Source organism: Peribacillus sp. AS_2 (assembly GCF_026891895.1).
In the GTDB taxonomy this organism is placed as follows: Bacteria; Bacillota; Bacilli; order Bacillales; family DSM-1321; genus Peribacillus; species Peribacillus frigoritolerans.
Genome location: NZ_JAPTGA010000006.1, coordinates 347,132 through 360,633 on the forward strand (window position 1 = coordinate 347,132; position 13,502 = coordinate 360,633).

16 protein-coding genes and 1 riboswitch are annotated in these 13,502 nt (G+C 42.2%); of the genes, 11 read left to right on the forward strand and 5 right to left on the reverse strand.

Going from position 1 to position 13,502, the window contains the following annotated elements; all coding sequences use genetic code 11:
* Window positions 1-167: 167 nt before the first annotated feature.
* Together OTG27_RS13690 and OTG27_RS13695 are read right to left on the reverse strand one after the other, a co-directional pair.
* Window positions 168-1,457 carry a glutamate-1-semialdehyde 2,1-aminomutase gene (locus tag OTG27_RS13690; protein WP_063592104.1) on the reverse strand — a complete coding sequence of 430 codons (1,290 nt, stop codon included), beginning with the start codon at window positions 1,455-1,457 and terminating at the stop codon, window positions 168-170.
* A gap of 128 nt (window positions 1,458-1,585) precedes the next feature.
* On the reverse strand, window positions 1,586-1,912 hold the full coding sequence (locus OTG27_RS13695; protein ID WP_268937221.1) for a hypothetical protein: 327 nt from the start codon (window positions 1,910-1,912) through the stop codon (window positions 1,586-1,588).
* 151 nt (window positions 1,913-2,063) lie between these two features.
* Between OTG27_RS13695 and OTG27_RS13700 the strand changes: the two genes are divergently transcribed.
* The 3 genes from OTG27_RS13700 to OTG27_RS13710 are packed head-to-tail and all read left to right on the forward strand — an operon-like array spanning window position 2,064 to window position 4,701.
* Window positions 2,064-3,071, forward strand: a complete 1,008-nt coding sequence (locus OTG27_RS13700) for an ABC transporter ATP-binding protein (RefSeq protein ID WP_063577335.1) — start codon at window positions 2,064-2,066, stop codon at window positions 3,069-3,071.
* A 48-nt stretch (window positions 3,072-3,119) separates the two neighbouring features.
* Complete coding sequence (locus OTG27_RS13705; protein ID WP_057278729.1) at window positions 3,120-3,911, forward strand: ABC transporter permease; 792 nt, start codon at window positions 3,120-3,122, stop codon at window positions 3,909-3,911.
* A gap of 4 nt (window positions 3,912-3,915) precedes the next feature.
* Window positions 3,916-4,701, forward strand: a complete 786-nt coding sequence (locus OTG27_RS13710) for an ABC transporter permease (RefSeq protein ID WP_053533803.1) — start codon at window positions 3,916-3,918, stop codon at window positions 4,699-4,701.
* A 41-nt stretch (window positions 4,702-4,742) separates the two neighbouring features.
* Here the strand turns inward: OTG27_RS13710 and OTG27_RS13715 are convergent, their stop codons facing one another.
* Both OTG27_RS13715 and metE read right to left on the reverse strand, forming a co-directional pair.
* Window positions 4,743-5,219 carry an acyl-CoA thioesterase gene (locus OTG27_RS13715; protein ID WP_106028011.1) on the reverse strand — a complete coding sequence of 159 codons (477 nt, stop codon included), beginning with the start codon at window positions 5,217-5,219 and terminating at the stop codon, window positions 4,743-4,745.
* Window positions 5,212-7,518: a 5-methyltetrahydropteroyltriglutamate--homocysteine S-methyltransferase gene (gene metE / locus OTG27_RS13720; RefSeq protein ID WP_268937222.1), complete on the reverse strand. Its 2,307-nt coding sequence runs from the start codon at window positions 7,516-7,518 to the stop codon at window positions 5,212-5,214. The genes OTG27_RS13715 and metE overlap by 8 nt, the downstream gene beginning before the upstream one ends.
* A gap of 147 nt (window positions 7,519-7,665) precedes the next feature.
* Window positions 7,666-7,857: riboswitch (cobalamin riboswitch) on the reverse strand.
* 236 nt (window positions 7,858-8,093) lie between these two features.
* Here metE and OTG27_RS13725 point away from each other — a divergent pair.
* The 7 genes from OTG27_RS13725 to perR all read left to right on the forward strand — a co-directional run bounded on the left by OTG27_RS13725 (window position 8,094) and on the right by perR (window position 11,834).
* On the forward strand, window positions 8,094-8,513 hold the full coding sequence (locus tag OTG27_RS13725; protein ID WP_034305333.1) for a potassium channel family protein: 420 nt from the start codon (window positions 8,094-8,096) through the stop codon (window positions 8,511-8,513).
* A gap of 62 nt (window positions 8,514-8,575) precedes the next feature.
* Entirely contained in the window at window positions 8,576-9,046 is a 471-nt protein-coding gene (gene bcp / locus OTG27_RS13730) for a thioredoxin-dependent thiol peroxidase (RefSeq protein ID WP_063577854.1), read from the forward strand.
* Window positions 9,047-9,057: 11 nt separating this feature from the next.
* On the forward strand, window positions 9,058-10,167 hold the full coding sequence (locus OTG27_RS13735) for an aminopeptidase (RefSeq protein ID WP_268937223.1): 1,110 nt from the start codon (window positions 9,058-9,060) through the stop codon (window positions 10,165-10,167).
* 122 nt (window positions 10,168-10,289) lie between these two features.
* Entirely contained in the window at window positions 10,290-10,820 is a 531-nt protein-coding gene (locus tag OTG27_RS13740; RefSeq protein ID WP_268937225.1) for a Rossmann-fold NAD(P)-binding domain-containing protein, read from the forward strand.
* Window positions 10,817-10,957, forward strand: a complete 141-nt coding sequence (locus OTG27_RS13745; RefSeq protein WP_268937226.1) for an NAD(P)-dependent oxidoreductase — start codon at window positions 10,817-10,819, stop codon at window positions 10,955-10,957. The genes OTG27_RS13740 and OTG27_RS13745 overlap by 4 nt, the downstream gene beginning before the upstream one ends.
* On the forward strand, window positions 10,954-11,235 hold the full coding sequence (locus OTG27_RS13750) for an NAD(P)-dependent oxidoreductase (RefSeq protein ID WP_268937227.1): 282 nt from the start codon (window positions 10,954-10,956) through the stop codon (window positions 11,233-11,235). The genes OTG27_RS13745 and OTG27_RS13750 overlap by 4 nt, the downstream gene beginning before the upstream one ends.
* Before the next feature lie 155 nt (window positions 11,236-11,390).
* Window positions 11,391-11,834 (forward strand): peroxide-responsive transcriptional repressor PerR, encoded by a 444-nt coding sequence (perR, locus tag OTG27_RS13755; protein WP_268937228.1) that lies wholly within the window; start codon window positions 11,391-11,393, stop codon window positions 11,832-11,834.
* Window positions 11,835-11,930: 96 nt separating this feature from the next.
* On the opposite strand, the gene OTG27_RS13760 is transcribed toward perR, so the two are convergent.
* A complete protein-coding gene (locus tag OTG27_RS13760) occupies window positions 11,931-12,284 on the reverse strand; it encodes a YgzB family protein (RefSeq protein ID WP_034305326.1) in 354 nt (117 codons plus the stop codon).
* Window positions 12,285-12,458: 174 nt separating this feature from the next.
* Here OTG27_RS13760 and OTG27_RS13765 point away from each other — a divergent pair, with 174 nt between their 5' ends.
* Window positions 12,459-13,334, forward strand: a complete 876-nt coding sequence (locus OTG27_RS13765) for a nucleotidyltransferase-like protein (RefSeq protein ID WP_034305324.1) — start codon at window positions 12,459-12,461, stop codon at window positions 13,332-13,334.
* Window positions 13,335-13,502: the final 168 nt, after the last annotated feature.

Here is a 13,502-nt window from a genome sequence, read left to right on the forward strand (position 1 = left end):
ATCAATTTTTTATACAATGGGATGGATGCTGTGATTGATGGGATTTTTGTGAGGATTGGCTTCAAATGCTAATATTAAAGATTTATTACAGGGAAATAAGAAACCCTCAAGATAGATGTACATCCTAAGGGTGTATAAAAAATGCATAATTATGCTGATTCGATTTATTATATTAGGTTTTTGAATGCATGTTCAACCGCTTTTAGAGTATAAGCGATATCATCATCCGTGTGAGCGATTGTCAAGAACCAGGCTTCGTATTTGGACGGTGCCAAATTGATTCCCTGATTGAGCATGAGTTTGAAGAACTTGGCGAACATTTCGCCATCCGTATTTTCCGCCTGCTCATAGTTTTCAATTTTTTCAGTCGTGAAATAAATCGTCAATGCCCCTTTAAGGCGGTTGATGGTGATCGGAACATTATATTGGCCAGCCGCTTTCAGGATACCTTCTTCAAGGATTTTCCCCAGGCGGTCAAGTTCTTCGTAAAGCCCTTCTTCTTTAAGTACCTCTAAGCAAGCTATCCCGGAAAGCATGGAAGCCGGATTTCCTGCCATCGTACCAGCTTGGTAGGCTGGTCCCAGAGGTGCGACAGAATCCATGATCTCTTTTTTACCGCCATAAGCACCAATGGGAAGCCCGCCCCCGATGATTTTTCCAAGCGCGGTCAAATCGGGTTGAATTCCCAAGTAGTCCTGTGCCCCTCCATACATAAATCGGAACGCTGTGATGACCTCGTCGAAAATGACGAGTGATCCGGCTTCATGAGATAATGAAATGACTTCTTCCAGGAAGCCAGGACTTGGTTCCACGATTCCAAAGTTGCCGACGATCGGTTCTACCAACACGCCTGCAATTTCATTGCCCCATTTATCAAGTGCTTCTTTAAATGAACCGATATCATTGAAAGGTACCGTTATGACTTCTTGTGCAATGCTTTTTGGAACGCCTGCAGAGTCCGGAGTACCTAGAGTGGACGGGCCGGAGCCTGCAGCGACGAGAACAAGGTCGGAGTGTCCATGGTAACAGCCTGCAAACTTGATGATCTTATCGCGCCCTGTGTAAGCGCGGGCAACACGGATGGTGGACATGACTGATTCGGTGCCTGAATTGGTGAAGCGGACTTTATCCATGGATGGTATGGCTTCTTTCAGCATTTTGGCAAATTTGACTTCATGTTTTGTCGGAGTGCCGTATAAAACGCCGGATTCCGCTGCTTTAACGATAGCCTCCGTAATATGTGGATGCGCATGCCCTGTGATGATCGGGCCATATGCAGCTAAATAATCGATATATTTATTGCCATCAACATCCCAGAAATAAGCCCCTTTGGCATGATCCATCGCAACTGGCGAACCGCCGCCTACAGCTTTGTAAGAACGGGATGGGCTGTTAACCCCGCCAACGATATGTTCCAATGCCTCTTTATGTAAAAGCTCCGAATTTCTAAAATCCAATCTTAAAACCTCCTATAAATATAAACATATTTCCCCTTAATCATAGCACTTTTCTCTCTGGAAATCTGGGGTGGAAGGCTAGGAAATGTGATTCGTACCCTGGTGGAAACGCATCACCCCCAGAAGAATCAGGATTTTGGGCCAACATTTTTTTTGGGGGATCCCAAAACTCCTGCTATGAAAGTAAGGACGGCCAAGATGGTGTCAGGATTTTCGATGTCGAAGGATTGGCGGTTCATTTCGCCCTGGGCTTGGTAATAGATCAGCTGCCCGGTTCCTTTCTCTTCATTAATGCGAAGGTGGAAACTGATGGGGGTGCTTTCGATCGAACCGCTGGAATCCCTTTGGATGACCTGGCATAATAATTCACCGTACTCTTCTTCATAAAGGAAGTCATATCGAAGGTCGAAAACGACCTTTTCAATTTGGGATAGTAATAATTTTTTGATATTCATAGCATACTCGTCTCCTTTATATATGTATCTGGTACAACGGCCATTCCCTCCCTGAAAATGGTAGATGACATCCAAGCATTTTTATTGTCTAAAAAGGTTGGTTTGGATAAACTAATTCATTAGGACAAGAGATTACGGAGGATGTAACAGGATGAGTGATGCAATTCAAGTGAAACAGCTTCGGAAGGAATTTAAGTCGGCATCAAGCCGTTCAGGGCTAAAGGGTGCCTTCCGGGATTTACTTACCAGAAATTATAAGGTCGTCCCTGCCGTCAATGATATCAATTTTACTGTAAAAAAGGGTGAGATGGTAGCTTATATCGGGGAAAATGGAGCAGGGAAATCGACCACGATCAAAATGCTGACAGGTATTTTGGAGCCGACAGCAGGCGAAATCACGGTCAATGGCATGAATCCACATAAAGAGAGGGAAAAGTTCACTCAGACTATCGGAGTCGTATTCGGTCAGCGCTCACAGCTTTGGTGGGATATTGCGGTTCAAGAATCGTTTAGGCTGTTAAAAAAGGTCTATAAGGTAACGGATGAACAATATAACGATCATATGGAACATGTCATCAAGACGCTTGATATCGGTCCTTTGCTGGACAAACCAGTGCGTAAACTCTCGCTTGGTCAGCGAATGCGCTGCGAGCTTGCGGCAGCCTTGATCCACAATCCGCCTTTGCTGTTCCTGGATGAGCCGACAATTGGACTTGATGTGCTCGTGAAAATGAAGATTCGTGAGTTCCTGAAAGAAATCAATGAGAAATATAATACGACAATCCTTTTGACCACCCATGATTTAGGGGACATTGAAGCATTATGTGAGCGTGTAATCATGCTTGATGAAGGGCAAATCATCTATGATGGGGAATTGCAGAGTTTGAAAGATAACTGGGCTGAGGAAAAACAGATCCATTTTCAATTCATCGAGCCAATCGCATTGAAGGAATTACAATCATTACCGCTCCCATTTACCGCTAACTGGGTTCATGATGAGAAAAATCAAACATACATTGCCTTGTTGAAAGAAGAAAGTGATCATATTTCACAGCTTGTTTCAGCTGTCGTATCTCATTTTAAAATAAAGGACATCAAAATTCATGAAACGTCCATTGAAGAAATTGTTCGCAATATTTACGAAGAAGGCACTGTCTGACTCTCTTATCATTAAGAAACAACGTGTCTATCAAGAAGGGGGAGGGCCATGGGGAAGTATCTTGCCATGATCCGCATGCGTTTTTTGATGATGCTTGCGTATCGAACGGATTATTATACCGGCATTTTAATTTATAGCATTAATATCGGTGCTTATTATTTCTTATGGAATGCGATATATGGAGAAAAAAGCTCCATCGAAGGACTTTCAAGCATGCAGATGACAACCTATGTTGCGGTTGCATGGATGGCGCGCGCTTTTTATTTCAATAATATTGACCGCGAAATCGCCACTGAGATTAAAGACGGCAAGGTTGCCATTGAGATGATCCGGCCTTATAACTATTTAGGCATGAAAACGATGCAAGGACTTGGGGAAGGGATATTCCGTTTCTTTTTCTTCTCGATTCCAGGAATGCTGCTGGTAGCTTTCATTTTTCCTATTGAATTGCCGCGCGATCCGGCTGTATGGGGGATCTTCGGCATTTCCTTGCTGTTCAGTTTCATCATCAATACACAAATTAATTTATTGACGGGAATCACTACCTTTTTCTTATATAATAATGCCGGATTAATCCGCGCTAAAAGGGTTATCATTGATTTATTTTCCGGTCTGCTGCTGCCCATCAGTTTCTATCCTATATGGGCGCAGGAAGTGATGAAATATTTACCCTTTCAAGGGATCAGCTATGTACCAAGCATGATTTTTACGAACGGTTACAGTTCAGGCGAAATTGGCATGGCGCTTTTACAGCAGTTAATTTGGTGCATCATTCTCATAATACCGATTCAGCTTTTATGGATAGTCGCAAAAAAACAGCTGATTATTCAAGGAGGTTGACGGGATGTTTTATGTATCGATGTTTTTTCAATATGTGAGTCAATATATGAAGACAAGACTGCAATATAGAGCCGATTTCTTCATGGAAATCCTATCAGATCTGCTGAATCAGGTCGTGAATCTGGTATTTATCTTGGTCGTTTTCGGACATACGCAATTTTTAAGCGGCTGGAGCCGTGAAGAAATCATATTCATTTATGGATTCTTCCTTATCCCTTTCGCCCTTTTTTCGGCCTTTTTCAACATCTGGGATTTTAATGACCGCTATATCGTCAAAGGTGAAATGGACCGGATATTAACAAGACCGATACATAGCCTGTTTCAAGTCATTTTAGAAAGAATCGAGCTTGAAGCGTTATTTGGTGTTGTGACCGGTTTGATCATTATATTCTATTCGGCGATTTCATTGGATCTTCAGCTTGCGTGGTATGACCCGATACTTTTCATCATTTTTGCAATAGGCGGGGCACTTGCCTATGCAGCCATATTCGTTGCGATAGCAAGCATTGGGTTCTGGTCGGATGCGAAAACATCCATCATGCCAATGATGTACAATATCGGGAACTACGGGCGCTATCCTGTTGATATTTATAATAAGGTCATCCGTTTTGTCCTTACATGGGTGCTGCCATTCGCGTTTGTCGGTGTCTATCCGGCATCTTATTTCCTAAGAAAAGAAGAGTGGTATGCATATGCATTTGCCACACCTGTAATTGGAGTTGCCTTTTTCGTGATATCCGTTTTCATATGGAATCAGGGAGTGAAGAGGTACCGCGGGGCAGGGAACTGAAAGAACCCCTTCAACAGCATTCATGTTGAAGGGGTTTTTGTTTAGTTCCGTTTTTTCTTTCTTTCGATATATCTTGCTTGGGCTTGAACATATTGCTGTTTTTCCTCTTCCGTCTCCGGAATGACCTGAGGTACGTTTGTCGGCTTACCGTCTTCATCAATGGCAAGCATCGTTAAAAAAGCGCGTGCCGTAAGCTGTTTTTCCCCTGTTAATAGGTTCTCTCGCTCCACTTTCACGTATACCTCCATTGATGTGCGATGAGCACAGGTGACATAAGCTTCAAGGTTGATCGCGTCCCCTGTTTTGATGGGGGCCAAAAAATCAAAAGAGTCGCTTGAAGCAGTCACAACGGGTTTTCGACAATGTCGCATAGCGGAAATGCAAGCTATTTTATCAACATAGGCCATTACTTTTCCGCCAAAGATGGTATTATGATGATTTGTATCCGGTGGAAAAACAAGGTCGGTTAAAAAAGTCCGTGACTGCTGTGTTGGATGGGCAGCGTTCTTTTCAATCATTTGCCTGCTGGTTTACTAAAAGGTTTTTACGGACGACTTTTGCTGCTTCGACCATGTTTTTCAGGGAAGCGACGGTTTCCGGGATACCCCTTGTTTTCAGGCCGCAGTCGGGATTGATCCAAAACTGGTCTTTATCCAATACCTTGATGCCCCGTTCAATCATATCGACCATTTCTTCCACTGCCGGCACACGCGGGCTGTGAATATCATACACCCCCAGACCAATGCCTTTTTCATATGTTTTTTCCTCGAATGCGGAAGCGAGCTCCCCATGACTGCGGGATGTTTCGATGGAAATTACATCGGCATCGAGGGAGGAGATGACATCCATGAAACTGTTGAAGTCGCAATAGCACATATGCGTGTGAATTTGGGTTGTATCCTCCACGCTAGATGTGGATATCAAGAATGAATTCACTGCCCAGTTCAAATACTCGTCGCGATCGCTTTTTTTCAATGGCAGACCTTCTCTAAGTGCAGGCTCATCAACCTGAATCATTTTAATTCCAGCAGATTCCAAGGCAATGACTTCTTTTTCTAAAGCGAGCGCCAGCTGAAAGCAAACATTCTCCCTGGAAATATCATCACGGACGAAAGACCAGTTCAAAATCGTAACAGGACCTGTCAGCATTCCCTTCACCGTCTTCTTCGTCAGTGATTGTGCGTATACACTTTCCTTGACTGTCATCGGTTCGATGAAATGGATGTCGCCGTAGATGACTGGCGGTTTCACGCAGCGGGATCCATAGGACTGAACCCAACCCTTTTCTAAAAAGACGAATCCGCCTAATTTATGACCGAAGTATTCAACCATATCCGTCCGTTCGAATTCCCCATGAACGAGAACATCCAAACCGATTTCTTCTTGGATTTCGATCCACCTGCCGATTTCTTCGTTAACGAATGTTTCATATTGCTTGGCTGTCCATTCACCTCTATTGAATTTCCCGCGTGCTTGTTTAACTTCAAATGTCTGCGGAAAGCTGCCGATCGTAGTCGAAGGGAGAAAAGGCAATTTGAAAAATTCCCGTTGTTTTTGGTAACGGTCTTTAAATGGAAGCTGACGGCCGGCGGTCCTGTTTTTAACCTTTTCTACATTGGATTGTACAGACCCGTGATTTCGGACATTTGAATTGGCCAACGTTTGAATCGTAAATTTATTGGCATCGACTTTTTCGGCGATTGCTTCAATGCCTTGATTATTCCCTTTGACCAAAAGTGCGATTTCCTCAAGTTTCTCATCAGCGAAAGCAAGGGCCTCTTTCACTTCTTTTGAAAGGGCGGTTTCATTACGAACGGTCACCGGGACATGAAGCAGGGAGCAAGAGGGCTGTAGCCAGATTTGGTCCTCGGCTACCTGTTTCTTAAGTGTCTCGATCAATTCGATTTTTTTGGATAAATCGGATAGCCAAATGTTTTTTCCGTCAATCACACCCGCTGCAAGCACTTTGTCCTTAGGGAAGCCGAACGCCTCAAGATTACTTAAATTCCTCCCTTTATCATGTACAAAATCAAGACCGATTCCTTGGACTTTTAATTCGATGACTTCTTGATAGTGTTCCACGGCATCAAAGTATGTTTGTAGCATGATGTTCAGGTTTGGTGCTGCTTCATTCAGTTTTTCATAGAGGTAAGTAACGGTTTGCATATCATCTTTGGAAATGGATGAAACAAGGGAAGGTTCGTCCATTTGAACCCACTTCACGCCTTCTTGCTCCAACTCCCGCAGGATTTGCGTGTATAGGGGAAGCAGTCTCAGGATGATGGCAGGGATTTCCTGTTTATTGAAGCCTTTTGAAAGGGAGAGGAAAGTATAAGGTCCGATCAAAACGGGCTTCGTTTCGATCCCTAGCTTTTCCTTGGCTTCCCGATATGCTGTAAGTGGTTTATTTTCTGTTAAAGTAAGCTGTGCCAGTTTTAATTCAGGGACAATATAGTGATAGTTTGTATTGAACCATTTCGTCATTTCTGAAGCGACTTCATTGTTTCCCCGGGCCATTGAATAATAAACGGAAAGGGGAACACTTCCGCCTTCATAAGCTGAATAACGTTCAGGAACAAGACCGAACATGACGGACATATCGAGCATTTGATCATAGAAAGTGAAGTCGTTGACAGGGATGATATCAATGCCCCGTTGCTGCTGTTTTTGTAAGTTGCCTATACGGATTGCCTTTAGTTGTGACGTAAATTCCGCTTCATCGATTTTACCTGACCAGTATGCTTCCAATGTACGTTTCCATTCACGATCTTCCCCGATTCGAGGGTAACCCAAACTGCTGCTCTTCAAAATTCCCATCCTCCTACATTCAATTGATCGAACAATAAAAAAAAGCATTCCTAACCGTCAAAAAAGAAAGTTAGAAATGCTTAAAATAAAGAGGCATGCAAAATGCCCCTTACAATTATAAGGTCCCTAACACCTCCCTATCTCCCGTAGGTTAAAACAGTGTTGTCGAAATAGGCAGGTCTCCTGACTTAGGGAATATCATTAGCGGCTGGCCTTCCCGATCCGTTGATCAGTGGCATATCGAAAGACGCTAACATTCCCATTACAGTGGCGGGACCGTGCCGGAATTACACCGGACTTCCCTTTTAATCCTAATGAAAATTAGGAACCTATTTCCACATATGAAATTTTGCAAAACCTGCCTTGTTAACTGTTTGCAGGTCAAAGATTTATAAAATAAAAACTATTATAAAAATTTAGACAATCTTAACATATCCGACCAAAAGGGTCAACATGGAAAAAGGATTAGGGAAAGTTTCCGTTTAATGCGTTTGTCGGTGATAAGGCTGATTCCTAAAAAGAATATATTGTTTGGACAGGGAGTATGTATAGAGGAAGTGGCGTTTTGAAATGGGGCGTGGGGGATGACTTTCTACATCTTGATTGCAGGGATCATTTTTTGCATGGTGATGAGCATTCGTACGTTATTTCTTGTTGAGTCGGGAGGAAAGAAATTTTCTCTTGAGGATATGCTGTGGCTTGGCAATTTATATGCGACGATATTAGTTGGATTTGCACTGATTTATTTATTATACGAGCTTCAGAATCATTCGGTGATTCTTGATATGGGCAATCGGTTGGATGGGACTTTCTATGAGCAATTGAAGACTTCTTTTTATTTTAGTGCGATGACGATGTTTTCTGTAGGGTATGGAGATATAGCCCCAATTGGCATGGGAAGGATGATAGCTACCATTCAGGCCTTCATTGGGTATACACTGCCGGCAGCGTTCGTGATTCGTACGGTGATCGATTTGGAGCAGAAAGATAGGAAGGATAAATGAAAGTTGTGTTTCTTTCGATTATTGGGTACTCTTACCATAATGAAAGAAATGGAGGGTTCAATATGACTGTTAAAATTGGCGAAAAAGCACCTGATTTCAAACTCCCTGCAAACAATGGTGAAATGGTTTCCCTATCGGATTTTAAGGGGAAAAACATTGTTTTATATTTTTACCCAAAAGACATGACGCCAGGTTGCACGACGGAGGCCTGTGATTTCCGGGACCATAATGAGCAATTCGAGGAATTGAACGCGGTCATCCTTGGTATCAGCCCAGATCCAGCGGCACGTCATGAAAAATTCATCGAAAAACATGGATTGCCTTTTCTGCTGCTGGCTGACGAAAATCATGAAGCGGCTAAAATCTTTGATGTTTGGCAATTGAAAAAGAACTTCGGCAAGGAGTATATGGGCATTGAACGTTCAACTTTCCTGATTGATAAGGCTGGAAATGTAGTCAAAGAATGGCGAAAAGTAAAGGTTAAAGGCCACGTCGAAGAAGCGCTTGAAACTCTTCGCGAACTCGAAAAATAAGGGATAGGCAGATGAAGGATGAGAGGATAACGAAGCTTGCAGCGAGGCTGGTTCATCATTCGATACAATTACAGCCTAAAGAGAGAATCCTCATACGGGGGCATATCAACACGAAACCATTATTGAAAGAGTTGATTGATGAAATATACAGAGTGGGTGCTTATCCATATGTGGAACTCGAGGACGATGAGATAAGCCGCCACCTGTTACTAGGGAATGTGAAGGAGCAGCTTGACACAGCTTCACAATGGGCCTTGAAGAAATATACGGATATCGATGCGGTCATCATCATCACTGGGGAAGAAAACAATGCGGAAATGACTGATGTTCCTATCGAGAGGCACCGTCTTCAAGGGGAGGCCATGAATTCCCCTACACTTTTTTATGTAAACAACCGACGTTGGGTCTTACTTAATTATCCCACCAAGGCAGCAGCGCAAAAAGCCGGCATGACCTTCAATAGGTACGAAGACTTTCTTTTGAACGTATGCACAATGGATTACGGGAAAATGGAGACGGCTTTGAAGCCGTTAAAACAATTGATGCAACGTACTGACAAAGTCAGGATCGTTTCACCAAGGACAGATTTGACCTTTTCCATCAAAGGCATGCCAGCCGTCATATGTGCCGGAAAAAAGAATTTACCGGATGGGGAAGTATTTACGGCACCCATAAAAGATAGTCTTAATGGAAGGATATCCTTCAACACACCCACAACCTATGAAGGAATCACCTTTAGTGACATAGAATTGAACTTGAAAAAGGGGAAAATCATTAAAGCGACTTCCAATCGTGACCCTGAAATGAACCAAATTCTGAATATTGATGAAGGGTCCCGGTTTATAGGGGAGTTCGCTATTGGAATCAATCCATACATATTGGAACCTATGGACGATATTTTGTTCGATGAGAAAATAAGCGGGAGTCTGCACTTGGCTCTTGGGCTTGCCTATGATGAAGCGGATAATGGAAACCGGTCATCGATACATTGGGATATGGTCTTGATCCAGCGTCCGGAATATGGGGGCGGTGACATCTATTTCGACGACGTCCTGATCAGAAGGGATGGCTTTTTTGTTTTGCCGGAATTACATGCATTAAACCTAAATTCTTTAAAATAAAGCCTTTTTTAATAAGGATGAGGCTTTTGTCCAACTCAAAAAGGGGACACCCGAATATGCTTTATTAAGGGAATACCTCCTCAGAGAAAGTTGCGCGGGACACATAGTGCCCGTGTTTTTTTATGTTAATTAAAAGGGGGAGATTAGTACTTTCGACTGTCATTCCGAATGAAGTTATCCAAACGGAAATGATGAAGGCTTTTCCTGATTTGAACTTCATTTATCAAAAAGGATGGAAAGATGGGCCGCTTCGTGAAGCGGAAATCTTAATTACATATGGTGAAGATTTAACTGAAGAAATCATTGGGAAAGCAGCGAACTTGAAATGGATCATGGTCATGAGTGCAGGGATGGAACTAATGCCATTTAAAGCCATCGAGGAACGAGGCATTATGGTGACCAACGCAAGAGGCATACATAAAATCCCGATGGCCGAGTATACGATAGGGATGCTTTTGCAATATGAAAAGAAATTGAAGCTGCTTATGAAGAATGAAAAGGAAGAATTGTGGGATAGAAAGATTGAAGTAGGGGAATTGAATGGCAAGACCATGCTCGTATTGGGTGTAGGTGCAATAGGAGGGTCTTGGGAAAGCCTTTGGGGTGAAGACGATAGGAGTGAACCGGAGCGGGAAACCGGTGGGATCCATTGATCACCTGTATGACCTGGATCATTTATTGGAAGCCATACAGAGCCGATTATATAGTATCCGTCCTGCCAAGTACGGATGAAACGAAGGGCCTTCTGCAAAAAGAACACTTCAAAGCCATGAAAGAATCTACAGCGTGAATATTGGCCGCGGCGACCTGATTAAAAATGAAGTGCTGATCGAAGCCCTGGATGCCGGGGAATTGTCTCATGCCATCTTGGATGTATTTGATCCGGAGCCTTTAGGAAAAGGGCATCCGTTTTGGAGGATGGAGAATGTTACAGTCACACCGCATCTTTCAAGTAAAAGCGGAGAATATTTACCAAGGACCTTTGCCATATTCGAAAAAAATATGCGTGAATACCTGAAAGCTGGAAAAGACTTCACCAACGTAATCGACTTATCTAGGGGATACTAAGTTCAATGCAAAAATGGGAAAGAATCAAGTCTTCATGAATAAACTAAAAAAGAATGGTTAAGCCATTGAATTATTGACAAATTCAACGTATAAAAGGTACACTATTTATAAACATTATAATTTAAGAATGCATACTTAATGAGAAAAAGAGGTGGATGACGGTGTCTGAAGTTCAGTTAAAAGAAGCGTTGGAATCCTTAAAAGATACCGGTGTAAGAATAACTCCTCAACGCCATGCGATACTTGAGTATTTGATAAGCTGCATGTCCCACCCTACCGCTGATGATATATATAAAGCGCTGGAAGGCAAGTTTCCGAATATGAGTGTGGCAACGGTTTATAACAACCTGCGTGTGTTCCGTGAGGTAGGTTTGGTAAAAGAACTTACGTATGGGGATTCTTCGGCAAGGTTTGATTTTGTGACGACGAATCATTATCATGTAATTTGCCAAACTTGCGGTAAAATTGTGGACTTCGATTATCCTGCATTGGATGAAGTCGAGCATTTCGCAGCACAAGTCACTGGTTTCAATGTTAGTCACCATCGGATGGAAATCTACGGCGACTGTATGGATTGTGCGAAAAAAGAATCGCATTAAAAAAAGTTCCTCCACTTGGTTGGAACTTTTTTTCATGTTTATGAAGAAATGATACAATTGTTAAAGCCTTCGTGAAAGGGAATTCAGCTAATCGACTTAATCATGCAGGCTTTTCCGGTTATATTTTTCATTGAATTCTTCGCCTTCCAACTTTTTGTCAAGTGTCAATGGTTCTTCACAATGCATGCAAATATCTACACGTCCTAGTATTTTTGTAGGTTTGCTGCAGTTAGGGCAGACAACCTGGATCGATTTTGTAGAAAGCATTCCAATCCAGAAATAAACCCCTGTGCTTGCGATTATGAATAAAAGGCCCAGCCCCATGAAAATCGTCATGACAACAGGATGTGTTTTGAAGAAAAGCCCAAGGTACATTACGATAAAGCCAATGAAAATCAAACTCAAAGCAAAAGTGCGTATTTTATTGATTTTGCTAGAATATTTAGCCATGGATTGTCCCTCCTAAAATATAACTTTAACTATAACATAAACAATGGATGGAACAAAAAAGAAATAAAGGATACATATTACTTTTGAATTGAAATGGTTTGGGGTAAGGGAACTAAGCAGGAATTTGAAGAGTTTTGTCGAAAATCTAAAAAAAAGGTTTTGGAGGAATTTATGATGGAAGATATCCTTCGCCCGATTTATCAAGAGCGAGCAAGTTTAAAATCTACACTTGGAATCTTGTTAGTAGAAAAAAGAGATGATAATAGCCCTATTACCGATACGTTTGACTACATCCTTTTTGTAATTGCAGACGAGGCAGAAGAGGCCGTGTTTTTAAAACACTACACATACCAGGATAAAAAGGCGGCCCTGCATATCGTAAAGGAAGACCAATTGAAAGAATGGCTCCTATTAGGCACGAACCGCAAAGTGGTTGACTGGATATATAACGGGAAGGTCCTTTTTGACCGGAACGAATATCTGGACCGTTTGAAAACCGAAATCCGGGAGTTCCCCTTCTATGGAAGGAAGTTAAAGATGGGGATGGAGTTCGCGAAGTTAATTCGCAGGTACATGGATGGGAAAAGCTTCTTCGAAAAAGGCCATCATCTTGAGGCATACAATCATATCGTTCATTCCCTGCATCATTTGGCCCGTTTGGAGATAATAGAACAGGGCTTTTATCCGGAGGTTACTGTCTGGAACCAAGTGAAGCATATGGAACCTGAAATTTACAAGCTGTATAAAGAATTGATCAGCAGTGAGGAAACGCTCGAAAAAAGATTGGAGCTTTTATTCCTTGCGAGCGAATTTCTTATATATTCGAGGACAAATGCAGGTTCACAGCATTTGGTCGAAATAATGGGAATGAAAGAAGATCCGTGGACGATTGCAGAGCTAATGGAGCATCCGGAAGTTAAGTTTTATTCAGTAGATCTAGGCGTTTTATTGGAATATTTGATAGAGAAGAAGGTAATCGATGTCATCAAAGCGGAGACAAAAGGGCACGAGGTATATCATCGGTTTTATCGTGTATCAAAAAACTTTTAAAAAAATGCATTTTTATTGTTGACCAATAATAATATAGGTGTTATATTAATACATGTCGCTGCGGGACATCAGCTTTCGCAGCTTCATCAAAACAAAAAAATAAAAAAACATGTTGACAACAGAGTTGGAAACATGATAAGATTTAAAAGTCGCTTACGAAGTAGACGG